The sequence below is a fragment of the Qipengyuania profundimaris genome, assembly GCF_030717945.1.
Lineage (GTDB): Bacteria > Pseudomonadota > Alphaproteobacteria > Sphingomonadales > Sphingomonadaceae > Qipengyuania > Qipengyuania profundimaris.
In genome coordinates, this window is sequence record NZ_JAVAIM010000001.1 from 2,257,108 (window position 1) to 2,272,916 (window position 15,809).

19 protein-coding genes are annotated in these 15,809 nt (G+C 62.6%); 8 read left to right on the top strand and 11 right to left on the bottom strand.

Translation table 11 applies throughout. From position 1 onward, the window contains the following. Positions 1 to 31 precede the first annotated feature (31 nt). Entirely contained in the window at positions 32 to 277 is a 246-nt protein-coding gene (locus Q9K02_RS11095; protein WP_278328264.1) for an accessory factor UbiK family protein, read from the bottom strand. Positions 278 to 476: 199 nt separating this feature from the next. Then, positions 477 to 1,034, bottom strand: coding sequence for a TspO/MBR family protein (locus Q9K02_RS11100; RefSeq protein WP_305932944.1), 558 nt, complete (start codon positions 1,032 to 1,034; stop codon positions 477 to 479). Between the two features lie 152 nt (positions 1,035 to 1,186). Between Q9K02_RS11100 and Q9K02_RS11105 the strand changes: the two genes are divergently transcribed. After that, entirely contained in the window at positions 1,187 to 2,296 is a 1,110-nt protein-coding gene (locus tag Q9K02_RS11105) for an NAD(P)/FAD-dependent oxidoreductase (RefSeq protein WP_305932945.1), read from the top strand. Here Q9K02_RS11105 and gorA read toward each other — a convergent pair. After that, positions 2,293 to 3,657: a glutathione-disulfide reductase gene (gorA, locus tag Q9K02_RS11110; RefSeq protein ID WP_305932946.1), complete on the bottom strand. Its 1,365-nt coding sequence runs from the start codon at positions 3,655 to 3,657 to the stop codon at positions 2,293 to 2,295. The genes Q9K02_RS11105 and gorA overlap by 4 nt on opposite strands. Before the next feature lie 177 nt (positions 3,658 to 3,834). Here gorA and Q9K02_RS11115 point away from each other — a divergent pair, with 177 nt between their 5' ends. Next, the gene (locus tag Q9K02_RS11115) at positions 3,835 to 4,917 is read left to right on the top strand and encodes a mechanosensitive ion channel family protein (protein ID WP_305932947.1); all 1,083 of its coding nucleotides are present in this window, start codon (positions 3,835 to 3,837) and stop codon (positions 4,915 to 4,917) included. Positions 4,918 to 5,044: 127 nt separating this feature from the next. Here Q9K02_RS11115 and Q9K02_RS11120 read toward each other — a convergent pair whose 3' ends face one another. Together Q9K02_RS11120 and Q9K02_RS11125 are read right to left on the bottom strand one after the other, a co-directional pair. Then, positions 5,045 to 5,731 (bottom strand): CDP-alcohol phosphatidyltransferase family protein, encoded by a 687-nt coding sequence (locus Q9K02_RS11120; RefSeq protein WP_305932948.1) that lies wholly within the window; start codon positions 5,729 to 5,731, stop codon positions 5,045 to 5,047. Between the two features lie 66 nt (positions 5,732 to 5,797). Then, positions 5,798 to 7,177, bottom strand: a complete 1,380-nt coding sequence (locus tag Q9K02_RS11125) for a DEAD/DEAH box helicase (RefSeq protein WP_305932949.1) — start codon at positions 7,175 to 7,177, stop codon at positions 5,798 to 5,800. A 320-nt stretch (positions 7,178 to 7,497) separates the two neighbouring features. Between Q9K02_RS11125 and Q9K02_RS11130 the strand changes: the two genes are divergently transcribed. Next, entirely contained in the window at positions 7,498 to 8,211 is a 714-nt protein-coding gene (locus Q9K02_RS11130; protein ID WP_305932950.1) for a Crp/Fnr family transcriptional regulator, read from the top strand. A 63-nt stretch (positions 8,212 to 8,274) separates the two neighbouring features. Continuing rightward, entirely contained in the window at positions 8,275 to 8,514 is a 240-nt protein-coding gene (locus Q9K02_RS11135; protein ID WP_305932951.1) for a DUF6894 family protein, read from the top strand. On the opposite strand, the gene Q9K02_RS11140 is transcribed toward Q9K02_RS11135, so the two are convergent. The 4 genes from Q9K02_RS11140 to pgi all read right to left on the bottom strand — a co-directional run bounded on the left by Q9K02_RS11140 (position 8,492) and on the right by pgi (position 11,810). Further along, positions 8,492 to 8,716 (bottom strand): hypothetical protein, encoded by a 225-nt coding sequence (locus Q9K02_RS11140; protein ID WP_305932952.1) that lies wholly within the window; start codon positions 8,714 to 8,716, stop codon positions 8,492 to 8,494. The genes Q9K02_RS11135 and Q9K02_RS11140 overlap by 23 nt on opposite strands. A gap of 214 nt (positions 8,717 to 8,930) precedes the next feature. Further along, positions 8,931 to 9,917: a calcium/sodium antiporter gene (locus tag Q9K02_RS11145; RefSeq protein WP_305932953.1), complete on the bottom strand. Its 987-nt coding sequence runs from the start codon at positions 9,915 to 9,917 to the stop codon at positions 8,931 to 8,933. A gap of 63 nt (positions 9,918 to 9,980) precedes the next feature. After that, a complete protein-coding gene (locus Q9K02_RS11150; protein ID WP_305932954.1) occupies positions 9,981 to 10,172 on the bottom strand; it encodes a hypothetical protein in 192 nt (63 codons plus the stop codon). A gap of 81 nt (positions 10,173 to 10,253) precedes the next feature. Beyond that, the gene (gene pgi / locus Q9K02_RS11155; RefSeq protein ID WP_305932955.1) at positions 10,254 to 11,810 is read right to left on the bottom strand and encodes a glucose-6-phosphate isomerase; all 1,557 of its coding nucleotides are present in this window, start codon (positions 11,808 to 11,810) and stop codon (positions 10,254 to 10,256) included. A gap of 70 nt (positions 11,811 to 11,880) precedes the next feature. Between pgi and lepB the strand changes: the two genes are divergently transcribed. The 3 genes from lepB to era are packed head-to-tail and all read left to right on the top strand — an operon-like array spanning position 11,881 to position 14,272. Then, entirely contained in the window at positions 11,881 to 12,699 is an 819-nt protein-coding gene (lepB, locus tag Q9K02_RS11160; RefSeq protein WP_305932956.1) for a signal peptidase I, read from the top strand. Beyond that, complete coding sequence (gene rnc / locus Q9K02_RS11165; RefSeq protein WP_305932957.1) at positions 12,696 to 13,370, top strand: ribonuclease III; 675 nt, start codon at positions 12,696 to 12,698, stop codon at positions 13,368 to 13,370. The genes lepB and rnc overlap by 4 nt, the downstream gene beginning before the upstream one ends. After that, positions 13,367 to 14,272 (top strand): GTPase Era, encoded by a 906-nt coding sequence (gene era / locus Q9K02_RS11170; RefSeq protein WP_305932958.1) that lies wholly within the window; start codon positions 13,367 to 13,369, stop codon positions 14,270 to 14,272. The genes rnc and era overlap by 4 nt, the downstream gene beginning before the upstream one ends. A gap of 111 nt (positions 14,273 to 14,383) precedes the next feature. On the opposite strand, the gene Q9K02_RS11175 is transcribed toward era, so the two are convergent. Then, positions 14,384 to 14,995, bottom strand: a complete 612-nt coding sequence (locus tag Q9K02_RS11175) for a hypothetical protein (RefSeq protein WP_305932959.1) — start codon at positions 14,993 to 14,995, stop codon at positions 14,384 to 14,386. Positions 14,996 to 15,178: 183 nt separating this feature from the next. Here Q9K02_RS11175 and Q9K02_RS11180 point away from each other — a divergent pair, with 183 nt between their 5' ends. Then, positions 15,179 to 15,373: a hypothetical protein gene (locus Q9K02_RS11180; protein WP_305932960.1), complete on the top strand. Its 195-nt coding sequence runs from the start codon at positions 15,179 to 15,181 to the stop codon at positions 15,371 to 15,373. A gap of 83 nt (positions 15,374 to 15,456) precedes the next feature. On the opposite strand, the gene Q9K02_RS11185 is transcribed toward Q9K02_RS11180, so the two are convergent. Continuing rightward, on the bottom strand, positions 15,457 to 15,639 hold the full coding sequence (locus tag Q9K02_RS11185) for a hypothetical protein (RefSeq protein ID WP_278322337.1): 183 nt from the start codon (positions 15,637 to 15,639) through the stop codon (positions 15,457 to 15,459). Between the last annotated feature and the right edge of the window lie 170 nt (positions 15,640 to 15,809).

Sequence of the window (15,809 nt, forward strand, 5' to 3'; positions counted from 1 at the left end):
TCTCGTCCCTACCTTGTGGCAGGGGCGACGGTCACTTGGCCTTGGCTTCCAGAGCCGCCACGCGGGCTTTAAGGTCTTCGGCTTCTTCGCGGGCCTTGCTGGCCATCATCTTGACCGCATCGAATTCCTCGCGGCTGACGAAGTCCATGCCGCCGAACGTCTCCTTAGCCCGCTCCCGCGCCGCATCGCGCGCTTCGCGGCCCATGCCGGCCAAGGTACCGGCCGCCGAGTTGGCGAGTTTGACGAAATCGGCAACGAGGGGGTTCTTGGATTGCATGGAGATGCAGATGGGGCGCAGCGAAGTCTTTGTCCAGAGTCCTTGTTGCGTGCGGAAAGCGCATCCGCGCTTCCCTTGGCTGTTCCATCCCACTCCCCCACCCGACCACCCAACCAGTATAGTGCCGTGGGTGGCCGGGTGGGGGAGCGGGATGGAACAGCGAGGTCAGGACGGATGTCCTGACCGCACCCGGCAAAAACTAATTCCCTATTCTCACCCGCTCGACCGCGCCGCTATCGCTCGCGGCGGCTCCACCATCGGGATTCAGCTGCAGGAACTGGAAGTTTAGAAGGCCTGCGAACAGCACCCATGCGAGATACGGCAACAGCAGCAGTCCGGCCGCCTTGCGGACCTTCCAGAACAGCGCGATCACGGCGATCAGCGTCACCGCCATCAACGCGATGACCACCAGCGCGCCCGTGATCTGCTGGGCCCCGAAAAACACCGGTGTCCACGCCAGGTTGAACACGAAATGCGCAGCGAACATCCACAAGGCTGCCGTGCGGCCGCGCGCGCCCCAGGCCGAGGCTACCATGGCGACGGCAAGGCCGATCATCACATAGAGCACCGACCAAACGATGCCGAACCACTTGGGCTCGGGATAGATCGCAGGCTTTTCGAGCGACTGGAACCAGGCCGAATCCGGGCTGCCAACCATGCCGCTAAGGAAGCCCAGCAGGAAAACCAGCGGCACGGTAAAGAGTGCCCAGCGAATGAAACTCGCGCGCAATTGTCCGCGCGAAGCCAGCGTGTTCATGCAATCTCCCCGAAATCGGCGAATCGTTCAACAAGTTGTGGCGAGCCATGCGCGCAGGCGCAATGCGCCGCGCCGCTTAGTCCCGATCCGGTGCGGTTGAGTCGACGCTGGCGCTATGCGAGACCGCTAGAGCGGCCTATCGTGAGCAGATTATGCAGACGGTCGATTACTTCGTGATCGGAGCGGGCATTGCAGGTCTGTCCGCAGCGGCGCGGTTGGCGCAGCATGGCCGTGTAGTCGTTTGCGAGGCAGAGGGTTCTCCCGGCGTCCATGCCTCGGGCCGCAGCGCCGCCTTCGCGCATTTCGACATGGATGCGCCGCTGGTGCGCGCACTCACCGCAGCGAGCCTGCCGCTGCTCGAGGAACCGGGTGCGCGCAGGCACCCGGCTTTATTCATCGCTTTGGAGGGGCAGGAGAGCGACCTCGACCGCGTCGAGGCAGGCTACCGGGAATGGCAGCCGGACGTGCGGCGGCTATCCTCGGACGAGGCGCGCTCGCTCGTGCCGGTGCTCCGCGATGGGGAGAACGGGATTATCGGAGCGCTGCTGGACGAAGCCGGTCGCAAACTCGATGCCCACGCGCTGCTCGAAGGGCACAGGCACGCCTTGCTCGCGGCAGGAAGCGAGATCGCAACACAATCGCCGGTAACGTCGCTGCGTCACGAAGCCGCGCATTGGATCGTCGATACGCCGGGCAACAGCTACTCGGCGAAGGTCGTGGTCAATGCCGCCGGGGCCTGGGCCGACGAGATCGCGCGGTTGGCGGGCGTCGCGCTTCTCGGCCTTATACCGTTGCGGCGCACGGTGATCACCTTCGATGTGCCCGATGGCATGGACGTCTCGGCATGGCCCTTCACCAAGACGGTCGGTCCCGGCTTCTACATCGAGCCGGAAGGGCGCGGACGCCTGCTGGCCTGCCCGATGGATGAGCATCCGTCCGACCCATGCGACGCGCAGCCTGAGGAGGAGGATATAGCCTTGGCCGCATGGCGCGTCGAGCAGGCGACGACGCTCGCCATCCCGCGCCTCGCCAGCAAGTGGGCCGGCCTCAGGACCTTCACGCCCGAACGGCTGCCGGTATGCGGCTTCGATCCACAAGCTCCGGGCTTCTTCTGGCTGGCCGGACAGGGCGGCTTCGGCCTGCAGACATCGCCCGCAATGGCGCTCGCCGCCGAAGCATTGGCGACTGGCGCGAAATGGCCGGAGGAATTGCAGGCCGTTGGCGTGACGCCGGACCAGCTATCGCCGAGCCGCTTCGCCTAGCGCATCAACACCAGCTCTTCCGCCATCGTTGGATGGATCGCGGTGGTCGCATCGAAATCGGCTTTCGTAAGACCCGCCTTCACCGCAATTGCAGCGGCCTGCATCATTTCCGGTGCTTCGGGCGCGATCATGTGGATGCCGACGATCTTGCCGCTATCCCCGTCGCAGACCATCTTCATCAGGCTGCGTTCGTTGCGTCCCGCCAGCACGTTCTTCATCGGGCGGAAATCGGACAGATAGACCTTCACGCTGCCGAGCGCATTCTTGGCCTCGCCCTCGGTCATGCCGACCGCCGCAATAGGTGGATGGCTGAAGACCGCGCTGGGAATGCAGCCATGGTCCACCGCGACCGGATCGTGACCGCCGAAGACGGTATCGGCGAACGCCTGCCCCTCGCGGATGGCGACCGGGGTCAGCTGCACGCGGTCGGTCACGTCGCCGACGGCATAGATGTGGTCGACATTCGTCTTGCTGAAGCGGTCGACCTTGACCTCGCCGCCATCGCCCAGCTCCACGCCCGCCTTGTCGAGGCCGAGCCCTTCCGTATTCGGAATCCGCCCCACGGCGAACATGACGAGGTCGGCCTTCTCCTCGTCGCAATCGGACATCTTCACGAAATATCCGCCCTCGTCGCATGGCTTGATGTATTCGAAGGTAGTGTTGAAACGGAACTTGATCCCCTTCATCGTGCTGATCTGAAGCAGCCGGTCGCGCACCGCCTCGTCGTAGCTGCGGAGCAGGCGGTCGCCGCGATTGACGATGTGCACGTCGCAGCCGAACTCGTTGAAGATACCGGCGAACTCGTTGGCGATATAGCCGCCGCCCGCGATGATGATCTTCTCCGGAAGTTCGTCGAGATGGAAAGCCTCGTTGGAGCTGATGGCATGTTCGGCCCCCTGGCATTCGGGCATGCGCGGGCGCGCGCCGGTGGCGATCAGGATGTACTTCGCCGTGACGGTCTTGCCGCTCGCCAACGTGATTTCGTGCGGGCCGGTGATTTCGGCACGTTCCTTGAAGATCGTGACGTCGTGGTTTTCGAGCGTGTCGGTATAGGCACCCTCGATCCGCGTCACGTCGTCGAGGACATTGTCGCGGAGCGTCTTCCAGTCGAACTTGCGCTCGCCGATTTCCCAGCCGAAGCGCTGGCAATCTTCCAGATCCTCGGCGAAATGCGCGCCGTAGACGAGCATCTTCTTGGGCACGCACCCGCGAATGACGCAGGTGCCACCGACCCGGTGCTCCTCCGCGATCGCCACCTTCGCTCCGTGCGCGGCGGAAACCCTGGAAGCGCGCACGCCGCCCGACCCCGCACCGATGGTAAAGAGGTCGAAATCGTATTCGCCGCCGGGTTCTGTCGCCAAAATCTGTCTCCAATCTCTGTTCGCCGGTGCAATTGGGGCTTTCGGGTGAACAGCACAAGGGCCTTACCCGATCCGTTCCGTGCCGCTGCGCAGAGGAACCGCAAGCCTGTGCGATCCATTACAACGATATCTCTGGGAGGGGATGCTGCCCGAACCCGCAACACATCGGGAGACAGCATGAAGCAACCGATTGCCGAAATTATCGAGGGTGGAGCCGAGTTCCTGCCCTATCCGTGGAACTACCTCACCTTCGCCGCTGCGGCGACCGCTGTGGCGCTTGCCGTCCACTGGCTGGCATTCCGCCTGCTGCGCCGCTTCGCCAGATCGTCGAACAGCGAATCCGACGATTTGCTGGTCCGACGGCTTGCCACGCCGACGCGGGTCGCGCTGATCGCGCTCGCCTTGGTGATCGCGGCGCGGGAAATCCCGGCGTTCGAAGCCATCTGGGAAAAGGTCGCGGGCTTCGTCATGCCAGCGCTAATCGGCTGGATCGCCCTCGCCATCCTGCACGCACTGGTGGAGGCGATGAAACTGCGCGCCGACATCACCGTGGCCGACAATCTTGCCGCCCGGCGACGGCGCACACGGCTGACCATGCTCAGCCGGATCGTCACTTTCATCATCGTCTTCGTGACCGTGGGGTTGATGCTGCTTTCGATCCCCGGCGTCCGCGATATCGGCGTAACGCTTGTCGCATCGGCGGGGCTGGCGGGTCTTGCGGTCGGGGCGGCGGCGCAACCCGCGCTCAAGTCATTGATCGCCGGGGCGCAAATGGCACTGACCGAGCCGATCAATATCGACGACGTCGTCATCATCGAAGGCGAGTGGGGCAGGATCGAGGACATCCGCACCACCTATGTCGTGGTGAAAATCTGGGACGAACGCCGACTGATCGTGCCAACCACGCGTTTTCTCGAAGACGCATTTCAGAATTGGACCAAGAAGACCGCGCAGCTGCTCGGCTCGGTGATGCTCTACCTCGACCCGGCGACGAAGATTGCGCCGATCCGGGCCGAATTCGAACGGCAGATCAACGCGAACGCACTTTGGGACGGACGCGTTCAGGTGGCGCAGGTCACCGAGACAATGCGGGATGCGATTGAGGTCCGTCTACTGATGAGCGCGAAGGATTCTTCCGCGCTGTTCGATTTGCGCTGTGACATTCGCGAAGGCATGCTCGACTGGCTGGCCGAAACGATGCCCGAAGCCTTCGCGCGGCTGCGCATAGCTTCTCCGGAGATGGACGCCGTTACCAATTGAACCGCGCGAATGCGGGTCCGGCGGCGGCGCGGGATAATGTTAGCTATGCGCCGGTCTCTTGCCAAAGGCAGCTACGCCGGAAATTGGGATAGGCGGCCATTTCGTTTCGACAGACCGAGAGGCAGCGTCAATTTCGCGGCGGTTCCTCCACCGCCAGGCGCCTCGCGACCTGTACCGTCTGGATGACGAACAGCGCCACCAACAGGCAGCCTACCGCTCCGACAAACAGGTCGAAGCCGTTGAGCTGCCAGAGGATCGGCGCCTCGGGCCCTGCGTAATACATCGCCAGGGTCAGAGCGATGAGGACAAGGCGCAGCTCGGTGGGTCCGGCATTCATGTAGGACAGCCGCAGCTCGCCGAGAACGCGAACCGACAGGAAGGCATGAATGGACATCAGCAGATATCCGGCCAGGGCGATCAGCGCGACCTCGAGTTCGACGTAGGGGCTCAGTCCGATGCCGACGACCAGCAGCGTCGTCGCCAATCCATCGCAGCTATGATCGAGGAAATAGCCATATCGCGGGCGTTCGATCTTCCGGTAACGCGCCAGACTACCGTCGAGCGAATCTCCGAACCAGTGAACCACATATCCGGCCACTGCGAGCCAGAGCCAGTCGCGGTCCGCGTTGCTTCCGAGATACCCCACGAATACCAGAACCGCTCCGACCATGCCCAGAGCGGTCAGCATATCGGGCGAAACCCGCCGCGGCAGCCGCGCACATAGCCAATCAAGAGCCGTGCGCTCGACGCGAGCGACGAGGTTTTCCTGGATGCGGTCGATCGGAGTTATCTTCGGCTTGAATCCGGGTTCCATCTGTCAGCTCCAGCAGACCGTAGATTTAACGATATTTGCGCGTGGCGAGTACGTGTGTCCAGTCGGTCAGCCCTGCGCCGCGCGCGAGCGGTTGCGATTGCGGTTCCGGTTGCGACCGCCGCCGGGCTTCCCGCCCTGCGGACGACCCTGGCCCGCGCCTTCGGGCTTGCCCTTGCGCGCGGTGTGCTTCTGCTTCGGTTTGGTCTTCTTCGCCGCGCCGCCCGCAGGGCGAACCTTGGGCTTGGCGAGGCGTGGTTTCTGTTCGCGCTTGGTCGGGCCGACACCTTCGACCACGGCGCGGAAATTGTCCGGCAGCGGCAAGCGCTCGAACTCCGCATCGGTCTTCTTGCGGATGTCCTTGAGGTAGTCGCGCTCGTCCTCGGCGCAGAAGGCGATCGCCACGCCGTCGCGGCCCGCACGGGCGGTACGGCCTATCCGGTGGACATATTGCTCGGGCACGTTGGGCAGTTCGTAATTCAGCACGTGGCTGACGCCGGGAATGTCGATCCCGCGGGCCGCGACATCCGTCGCGACGAGGATCGGTGTCTTCGCGCGCTTGAACTCGTCGAGCGCGCGTTCACGCTGCGGCTGGCTCTTGTTGCCGTGGATGGCATTCGCCGGGACGCCCGCCTGGCCAAGCTTCTTCACGATGCGGTCGCAGCCATGCTTGGTGCGGGCGAAGATCAACACGCGCTCGAACTTGCCGGGTACCTCGTGGCGCTCTTTCAGGATCATTTCGAGCAGCGTCTGTTTCTCGTCCTGCTGGACCATGAAGAGATACTGGTCGATCCGCTCTGCCGTGGTGCTTTCGGGCGTCACGCTGACCTTGACCGGATTGCGGCAGTATTTGCCGACCAGTTCCTGGATCTGCTTGGGCATGGTGGCGCTGAAAAACAGCGTCTGCCGGTCTTCGGGCACCAGCTGGCTGATGCGGCGCAGCGCGTGGATGAAGCCGAGGTCCAGCATCTGGTCCGCCTCGTCGAGGACCAGTATTTCGACCTTGTCGAGCGTGAAGGCCTTCTGGTCGATCAGGTCGAGCAGACGGCCGGGCGTCGCGACGAGGATGTCGGTCCCGCGGTGCAGTTTGTTGCGGTCCTTGTTGACCGAGGTGCCGCCGACGATCGACTGGACCTTGAGGCCCGCCATCGCGCCGTAATCCTTGGCGCTCTGGGCGATCTGGCCGGCGAGTTCGCGCGTCGGCGCGAGCACCAGCATGCGGCACGACTTGAATGGTGTCTGATTGTCGGCCTCGCGCAGATTGTCGATGCTCGGCAGCATGAAGGCCGCGGTCTTGCCGGTTCCGGTCTGGGCGATGCCCATCAGGTCGCGGCCTTCGAGAACGGGCGGGATGGCCTGCGCCTGGATCGGCGTCGGCGTGTCGTAGCCCTTCATGTCGAGGGCTTGGAGGACGGGCTGCGACAGCCCGAGGTCGGTAAATTTGGTCATGAATACTCGCATTCGATATGCGGCGCGCAGACGGACACTCAATAGAGTCCGGGCGCGGCGCGGGTGTCAAACGACCCGCGTGAAAAGGGAAGTCTTTGGAAAAGAGACCGAGGCGCGGCCGGGGCAATGGATGTCTCTCCGACTGCCGCTTCACGCTGGCTAGCGCGCTTCGATGGCCGCCATGTGGATGCTGCAGCGCAAAAAGTCAATCGATTGCGCATGAGCTGCATCGGCGTGTAACTTTTGTTATTGCGCCTGATCGAATGGTTTGAACAGGCGTTCAAGCCACGTAGCGGATGATCTGCGGGCGAAGATCGAGAGTGAGCACTCCACTCGAACGACGGCTAAGCTGCTTCACCGACCTGGACGAAAACGATCGCGCGATCCTGACCGGTCTATGTTCCGATGTCCGCACACTGAGTGCCGAGGACGATTTGATCGAGGAATCTGCTCCACCGAAGCAGGTCTTCATTCAGCTGGAAGGCTGGGCTTTTCGATACAAGCTGCTTCCCGAAGGCAAGCGGCAGATTACTGGCTATCTCCTGCCGGGCGACATTTGCGATCCCTTCGTCTTCGTCCTTAAGCGGATGGACCACGGGATCGGTGCACTCAGCGACCTCAAATGTGCAGCAGTGTCCAAAGACCAGATCCTCGAGGCTTTCAATTCGAGTCCGCGCATCGCGAGAGGTTTGTGGTGGTCGAGCCTCGTGGACGAATCGATCCTGCGCCAGTGGCTGACAAATCTGGGTCAGCGCTTCGCTTACGAACGCATGGCGCATATTTTCTGCGAATTATGGCTGCGCATGACCATCGTCGGGCTTGCCGACGAAGACGAATTCCACCTGCCGCTGACGCAGAACCAGCTTGGCGATACGATCGGACTCACCCCGGTCCACGTCAATCGCACGCTTCAACGTATGCGCAGCGAAAGTTTGATCGAATTCGAGCAGCGCCGTCTAAAAATTTGCGACATCGACAAGCTCAAGGATATCGCGGAATTCAACAGTGACTATCTCCATCTGGAACGCCGTTGATCGAACCAGCACGGAAATACGGAATATTTATCTGTCTTCGAGCGTTTAACTGAAGGAACTACTATGGACAGCTCGATGCCGCGCTATTTTTTCGACTTGCACGACCACTCGAGCGAGTTCGACCGGCTTGGCACGGAACTTGACAGCCAGAGGGCAGCACAGGTCGCAGCTGTCGAATTCGCGGGCGAAATCCTGAAGAACGAGCCATCGATCCTCGATAGCAAGGGATTGGCTGTCGATGCGCGGGATGAGGAGGGAACCATCCTCTTCACCGTACACATCAAGCTCGTCGATCACCGTTGAACCGGCTCACCAGCCACACCTCTTCCGGACCGAGATTGGTCAGATGGCATAGAGGCCGACCGTCTTCGTAAAGATCGGCGTCCAGCCCTTGCTTCTTGCGAGCGACGACATCCAGCACGCTCGCCGGGCAGACAGATTGGAATTCAATCTTGTGTTCGACCTGGTGTCGATTTTCCCTGTAGTGCAACACGTATCTCGGCATGGGCCCCTCCCGAAAAAGAACGCAACCGACGCCCCGCAAAAGCGGGTGGACGAACAGATGGGTCGACAATTTGCCGCTGTTTGGGACAGTAAGATCGTTCGCCTACGGTCGGCTGCCGCAACTTAACATCCCAAAAGCTGCACGCGCGCGATAACATGCATTAGCTATGCGAAAATTTTTCGCATGCTGAGTGTGGATCGGGAGACGGTATCCCTCAGACCAAACCGGCTGTGGCAGCGAGGAAGGCAACATAGCCCACAACCAGCAGTCCGCCCTCGCGCCGACCGAGCCGACCGCCCGTGTAGGCGAAAATAATGGCGACGATCGATGCGGAGAGGAGCACCCAGAGGTCCACCGTCATGATCCCGCCGGGTATCGGGCCGGGGGCCACGAGGCCGGTCACGCCGCCGATGAAGAAGATGTTGTAGATGTTGGAGCCCAGCACGTTGCCGAGCGCGATGTCGCTCTCCTTGCGAAAGGCGGCGATGGCGCTGGTGGCGAGTTCGGGGGCCGAGGTGCCCGCAGCGACGACGGTGAGTCCGATGACTTCGTCAGAGACGCCCAGCCGCGCGGCCATGTCGATGGCGGCATCGACGAGGATGTAACCGCCGGCAATGATGATGGCGGTGCCCACCACGAACAGCAGGATCGGCACGGCGACGCCGCCGGCCGTGCCGCTGTCCTCGGGGTGAAGGCCCGGATCGGCATGCTCGGCAGCCGCGGTGCGCTGTCCTGCCGCGGAAGCGCCGGCGCTTGCCGTCTCCTGCCGGTAAGCGAGAGCGAGATAGGCCGCGAGGATCAGCAGAAACGCGCCGCCGGCCAGTTGCGAAAGACCGGTGGTGGACCCTGCGAGTAACAGCAGAAGGACCCCACCGACTCCCACCATCCCGTCCCGCCACAGCGCGCTTGCCCCCACGGCAATCGGCGCAATCAGCGCTGCGGTGCCGAGGATCAGCAGGATGTTGGCGAGGTTCGATCCAACGATATTGCCGATCGCGATACCCGGCGATCCGGCAAGTGACGCCTGCACGCTGGCGGCTAGTTCGGGCGTCGAGGTGCCAAGTCCGACGATCACCAGACCGACCAGCATCGGCGAGAGTCCGAACCTTTCGGCAAGTCGCGAAGCGCCGCGAACCAGCAGCTCACCGCCCAGCAGAAGCAGGGCGAAACCGGCGAGCAAGAGCAGGATAGTCGTCGTCATAGAGCCGGCGCTTAGGCCAAGCACCACGCACTTTCCAGCACGCACTTAAATCGCCATGCCAGCCTAATCGTTGGCGCGCTTCTCCGCACGGATGAGGAGGCGCGCGAGACCTTCCGCGACCGCATGAAAATTATGCTCGGCATGCGACAAGGCGCGCGTGTCGCTAGTTTCCTTCGCTGCCTTCCGGACTGCTTCCAGCCGGTCGTAAGCCTTTCGGAACTCCTGCAGCATCAATTCCCGGTCGGCCAGTGCCAAGCGTCATTCCCCTCAAAGCAATGAGCGCCGGATAGCTCAAAACGTTTAATTTAGTCTAATATATCAAATGTTAAGGCCACTCTAAGCCTGCTGCAATCCGGCGATACTAAGCAAGGCTTCGGTGCCCGCATCGAAGCTCTCGCCGCCTTGCTCGATCGCCTTGGCCATCTGCTTGCCCAGTTCCACCCCGAACTGGTCGAACGGGTTGATTCCCATCAGCAGGGCATTGGCGAAGGTGCGGTGTTCGTGAAACGCGATCAGCGCGCCCAACGCGGCCGCGTCGAGGTCGTCGCACAGGATCGTCGCCGAGGGACGGTCGCCAGGATAGTTGCGCGCCGGATCCTCGCCCTTCTTCCCTGCCATCAGCGCCGCGCCTTGCGCGAAGCAATTCATCAGCAAAATGCGGTGGTGCGCCGGGTCGAGATCGTCGCCCGGCGCGATGCTGGCGATGAAGTCCACCGGGATCAGATGCGTGCCCTGGTGGAGCAGCTGGAACACTGCATGCTGCGCATCGGTCCCCACCCCGCCCCAGGTGATCGGTGCCGTCGGCCCGTCGACCGGCTGCATGTGGGCGGTCACACGTTTGCCATTGCTCTCCATTTCTAGCTGCTGGAGATAGTCAGGGAACAGGCTGAGCCGCTCGTCATAGGCGAAGACCGCCCGCGTCTGGCAGCCGCGCACGCGAGTGTAATAGAGGTCGGCGAAGGCCGCGCGCAATACGAGATTGGCCGCGCCGTCGGTGTCGCGGAAATGCTCGTCCACCGCCTTGGCCCCTGCCAGCATAGCGCGGAAATCGTCCATCCCGACGGCCATGGCGATGGGAAAGCCGATCGACGACCAGATCGAATAGCGCCCGCCCACGCTCTCCTGAAACGGCAGGATGCGCGTCTCGTCGACGCCCCATTCGACCGCCCCTTCGGGATTGGCGGTCAGCGCGATGACGCGACCCGAGGGGTCGGAGACGCCGTTGTCGCGCAGCCATTTGAGCGCGCTTTCGGCGTTGGTCATGGTCTCGATGGTGGTGAAGGTCTTGCTGGCCACCGCGATCAGCGTCTTGGCCGGATCGCATTTCGCAAACGCCGCCTCCAGCGCCACCCCGTCGATATTGGAGACGACATGGACGTCGCAATAGCTGAGGTCGCGGGAGAGAGCGTCCACGCCCAGCGCCGGGCCCAGCGCGCTGCCGCCGATGCCGATGTGGATCAGGTGCTCGACCTCGCCCAGCGCGCCCTGATGGATCGCCTCGACTAGCATCCCCATGCGGTCGATCAGCGCGGCGGCTTCCTCGACCTTCGCCTCGTCGCCGGTTCCGCGCAGGGTCGCGTGGTCGGCCGCCCGGCCCTCGGTCGGATTGACCACCTCGCCGCCGAACAGTTTCGCCCGCATGCCCGCGAAGTCCATCGCCTCGGCCAGCTCTTCGAAGGCCGCGATCACCGCGCGGTCGAGATGCGTCTTCGACCAGTCGAACAGGATGCCGCCCTCCTCCAGCTCGATCCGGCCCGAAAGCATCGCGACGCGCTCGTCACCGCCCGGCTCGTCCGCGCCCTCGCCGCCATCGCGGCTCGCGCTGAACAGCTCGCCCAGCGTCGGGCGCGGCAGGTTTTCGAGAGTGTCCCAGAGTTCGGCAGCGGTCGACATGGCGGGCGAAAATCCTTTGATGGTTGCGAGGGCTGCGACTAGGGGACTGGGCGATGATTGAGAACCCCGCATGACAGCGAAGAGCGCCGACGCAAACACCGCCGACGAGCCGAAACAGGAAAGCTGGGCCAGCTTCCTGTGGTTCTGCGCGAAGCTGGTGCTGGCGGTGCTGCTGTTCCGCACGCTGGCGTTCAGCTTTTTCACGATCCCCAGCGAAAGCATGCTGCCGGGCCTGCGCACCGGCGACTATCTGATCGCGGCCAAATGGCCCTATGGCTATAACGAGAATTCGCTGCCGCTCGGCCTGCCGGGACCTGACGAACGAATATTCGGCAATGTGCCGGAACGCGGCGACGTGGTGGTGTTCAAACATCCGGTCGACCGCTTCGATTACGTCAAGCGCGTGATCGGCCTGCCGGGCGATACGGTGGCGATGCGCGGCGGGACTGTGTTCCTGAATGGCGAACCGGTGCCGCAGCAGGCAGCCCCGCCCATCCTGCTGCCGATGAGCCTCAACACGCAGTGCAACATGCGTGCCGAAGAAGTGCAAACGCCCGATGGCCCGGCATGCCGCTACACGCAGTTCCTCGAGACATTGCCGAACGGCAAGAGCTATCCGGTGATCGACCTCGGCCCGTGGCCCAAAGACGATTTCGACCCTGTGGTGGTGCCCGAGGGACAGCTGTTTGTAATGGGTGACAATCGCGACAATTCGCAGGACAGCCGCTTCCCCGCGCAGGCCGGCGGCGGGGTCGGCCTCGTCGATCAGCGCCTGCTGGTGGCACGCGCCAGCATGGTGCTGTGGTCGACGGACGGAAGCGCGGAATGGCTGCTGCCGTGGACCTGGTTCACCGCTGCCCGCTGGGACCGGATCGGGAGCGACATATGACTCAGACACTGGAACCCGAGACCCGCACTTTCCTCGCCGCGAATGGCTTCACCGTGAAGGACGAGGCCCGCTGGGTCGCCGCGCTGACGCATGGGAGCATGGGCGAAACGCGCGATTACGAGCGGCTCGAATTCCTCGGCGACCGCGTGCTCGGCCTGTCCATCGCCGACTGGCTGTTTGCCAAAAGCGAAGCGCCGGAAGGCAAGCTTGCCCAGCGTCTCAACGCCATCGTCAGCCGGGAAATGTGCGCGCAGGTCGCCCGCGGCATTGGGCTGGCGGACCATATCCGTATCTCCAAGCAGGCACGCGCCGATGGCGGGCGCGACAGCGACAACATCCTCGGCGACGTGGTCGAAAGCTTGCTCGGCGCGCAATTTCTCGACAACGGGTTCGAGGCATCGAAGGAGCTCGTCCATCAGCTGTTCCGCCCGGCGCTGGAAAGCGGTGCGGGCAAGGCCAAGCATCCCAAGAGCGCGCTGCAGGAATGGGCCGCGGGCAATCGCCGCGCGCCGCCCCAATACGAGATTGTCGAGCGCACCGGCCCCGACCACGCGCAACGCTTCACCGTCCGCGTGAGCGTGCACAAAGTCGGCGAGGCGCAAGGCAGCGCCACCAGCAAGGGCGAAGCCGAAAAGGCCGCCGCACAGGCATTCATGGAGCAGTTCGGATGAGCGAGCAGAAAACCACACGCTGCGGCGTCGTCGCCGTCCTCGGCGCGCCCAATGCGGGCAAGAGCACGCTGGTCAACCAGCTGGTCGGCCAGAAGGTCGCCATCACCAGTGCCAAGGCGCAGACCACCCGCGCGCGAATGATGGGAATTGCGTTGCACGGCGAGACACAGTTGATCCTTGTCGACACGCCCGGCATTTTTGCGCCCAAGCGCCGGCTCGACCGCGCCATGGTCAGTGCCGCATGGGAAGGCGCGGAAGCGGCCGATGCGGTGCTGCTACTCGTCGATCCAGTGAAGCAGCGCCGCCACGAGCTCGAACCGCTGCTGGAACAGGTCGCCAGCCGTCCGGAGCGCAAGATCCTGGTGCTCAACAAGGTCGATGTCGCCAAGAAAGAGCCGCTGCTCGCGCTGGCGCAGGAGCTGGGCGAGAAGGTCGATTTCGCGGAGATCTACTTCGTTTCCGCCCTTACCGGCGACGGCTTGCCGGAAATGAAACAGGCGCTGGCAGACATGATGCCGGAAGGCCCGTGGATGTATCCCGAAGACCAGGTTAGCGATGCCTCCGAACGCCTGCTCGCCACCGAAATCACGCGCGAGCAGCTCTACCAGCAACTGCACGAGGAACTGCCCTACGACAGCGCGGTGCGGCCGGAGAAATACATCCAGCGCAAGGATGGCAGCGTCGAGATCCACCAGCAGATCGTGGTGATGCGCGACAACCAGCGCGCCATCGTGCTCGGCAAGGGCGGCAGCCGCATCAAGTCCATCGGCGAGGCCGCGCGCAAGGAATTGAGCGAACTACTCGGCCAGAAGGTCCACCTGTTCCTGCACGTCAAGACCGACGAACGCTGGAGCGACGACAAGGAAATGTTCGAGGAAATGGGGCTGGAGTGGAAGAGCTGATCCAGGTCTCTCGCAACAACGTGCGCTATCAACGAGGTAATTCTTCGGCTCTTCAGAAAACTCGTTCGAGCCGACCCATCGCATGACTGTCAGGCTGCCTGACGTAGTGACTCACGCAGCCTTGGAGAATTGTACGCTGAAGCTCTTAACATAGTCCGCGGCCTCGCCATTGTCAGTGCGGTAAACTGCATGGTCGCGCTCGGAGGCCATTTGGCAAGCTAGCTCAATCAATCGCCGATCGGCCTTTTTGCGTCCCTCCCCGCAAGCTTTAACTGTACCGTCGTAAGCGACTTCAATTGCCACTGTGACCTTAGCCTCTTTTTCGGCATACGCCGTGCCGTCCAGCAGGAATAAGCCACCCGCCCTGTCCAAGCTGGAAATCATCTGGGTCTGGAGGTTTGGGACGTCGCTGGGAGAAACCAAAATTCGTGTACGGATGCGGCTGGCGCTGGGTTGGCCTTCCGCTCCTCGCCCTCTATCCAGCTTCCTGTCGACTAAGATCGGGCAGATGCGTTGCGCGAGTTGATCATCGCCCACGAAAGTGCCGAGATTGCAGGTCTCTATTCGGCCATCGACATCGACCCAAAGCTCCACATTAGCAGCGACCCATGCTCCATCGCGGTCAATCGAATTCGGCATTTTACCGTGCACATAACGTGCTTCATCCAATCCGAAACGCGGCACCGAAATACTCAATAGGAGGAGTACGATCAGGCTATTCATAATGCTGTGCTTAAAACGAACGCTTACAAATGCAAACAGCCGTCTAATCCGCATTCCGATCGAAGGAAGATAGCTACTGAATCCCTGCGAAGTCCTCAGCTGCGATCGAATAGCTCATTCGTCCTATCGTCGGTCCGCCACTTAGCCCCTAGCCTTCGATTCTCACCAATAATTGGAGGTAGGATGATGACCTTGATCAAGGATATGAGCGCGACGGAAGTTTTGACGGTTGCCGGCGGCAATCCCGCTCCGGGCCAGAGCTGGTACGACTATATGCTGGAGCGCTATCCTGGCGGCGAATGGGTCGGCAACAGCTTCTACCCGAACGGAGCGCCCGACATGGAAACGGGCACCAGCCACCTGCCGACCGGCGCCTGAGCGGTCGATTTGAAAAGGGGCAGCGCCGGTTTGTCCGGCGCTGCCCTTTCTCATTTACAGTAGGGTGAATGGCAGGCAGCGGGCTACCGCTTTTTCGCTACCTTGATCTTGTTTTTCTTGGCGAAATCCTTGGTGGATTCCTCGCTGCGGCCCAGCGCTTTGGCGATCTGCTTGAGGCCCTGACCCTTGGCGGCAAGCGTGCGGAGCTGGCCCGCCTCCTCGCCGGTCCAGGGCTGCTTGTGCCGCTCGAAATGCTCCTTGCCCATCAGTCGGCTGCCTCGCCCAGATAGCTCGTGATATACCTCTCGAAGTACTCGCGCTTGTTATGGCGCTCTGCGCACGCCAAGAGGCGATTGATCGTTTCTTTCGGCGAAGAACCATTCCGCACGGCGGATGGGACATTATGGAAAACGTCCGCCCAGACTTGCGCTTGGCG

Excerpts from the sequence above, each read along its gene's own strand:
- Q9K02_RS11100 (WP_305932944.1), bottom strand. The coding sequence starts at position 1,034 with ATGAACACGCTGGCTTCGCGCGGACAATTGCGCGCGAGTTTCATTCGC.
- rnc (WP_305932957.1), top strand. The coding sequence starts at position 12,696 with ATGACTCAGACACTGGAACCCGAGACCCGCACTTTCCTCGCCGCGAAT.
- Q9K02_RS11140 (WP_305932952.1), bottom strand. The coding sequence starts at position 8,716 with ATGCCGAGATACGTGTTGCACTACAGGGAAAATCGACACCAGGTCGAA.
- lepB (WP_305932956.1), top strand. The coding sequence starts at position 11,881 with ATGACAGCGAAGAGCGCCGACGCAAACACCGCCGACGAGCCGAAACAG.
- Q9K02_RS11135 (WP_305932951.1), top strand. The coding sequence starts at position 8,275 with ATGGACAGCTCGATGCCGCGCTATTTTTTCGACTTGCACGACCACTCG.
- pgi (WP_305932955.1), bottom strand. The coding sequence starts at position 11,810 with ATGTCGACCGCTGCCGAACTCTGGGACACTCTCGAAAACCTGCCGCGC.
- Q9K02_RS11175 (WP_305932959.1), bottom strand. The coding sequence starts at position 14,995 with ATGAATAGCCTGATCGTACTCCTCCTATTGAGTATTTCGGTGCCGCGT.
- Q9K02_RS11125 (WP_305932949.1), bottom strand. The coding sequence starts at position 7,177 with ATGACCAAATTTACCGACCTCGGGCTGTCGCAGCCCGTCCTCCAAGCC.
- Q9K02_RS11185 (WP_278322337.1), bottom strand. The coding sequence starts at position 15,639 with ATGGGCAAGGAGCATTTCGAGCGGCACAAGCAGCCCTGGACCGGCGAG.
- Q9K02_RS11120 (WP_305932948.1), bottom strand. The coding sequence starts at position 5,731 with ATGGAACCCGGATTCAAGCCGAAGATAACTCCGATCGACCGCATCCAG.
- Q9K02_RS11095 (WP_278328264.1), bottom strand. The coding sequence starts at position 277 with ATGCAATCCAAGAACCCCCTCGTTGCCGATTTCGTCAAACTCGCCAAC.
- Q9K02_RS11145 (WP_305932953.1), bottom strand. The coding sequence starts at position 9,917 with ATGACGACGACTATCCTGCTCTTGCTCGCCGGTTTCGCCCTGCTTCTG.
- Q9K02_RS11115 (WP_305932947.1), top strand. The coding sequence starts at position 3,835 with ATGAAGCAACCGATTGCCGAAATTATCGAGGGTGGAGCCGAGTTCCTG.
- Q9K02_RS11180 (WP_305932960.1), top strand. The coding sequence starts at position 15,179 with ATGATGACCTTGATCAAGGATATGAGCGCGACGGAAGTTTTGACGGTT.
- Q9K02_RS11105 (WP_305932945.1), top strand. The coding sequence starts at position 1,187 with ATGCAGACGGTCGATTACTTCGTGATCGGAGCGGGCATTGCAGGTCTG.
- era (WP_305932958.1), top strand. The coding sequence starts at position 13,367 with ATGAGCGAGCAGAAAACCACACGCTGCGGCGTCGTCGCCGTCCTCGGC.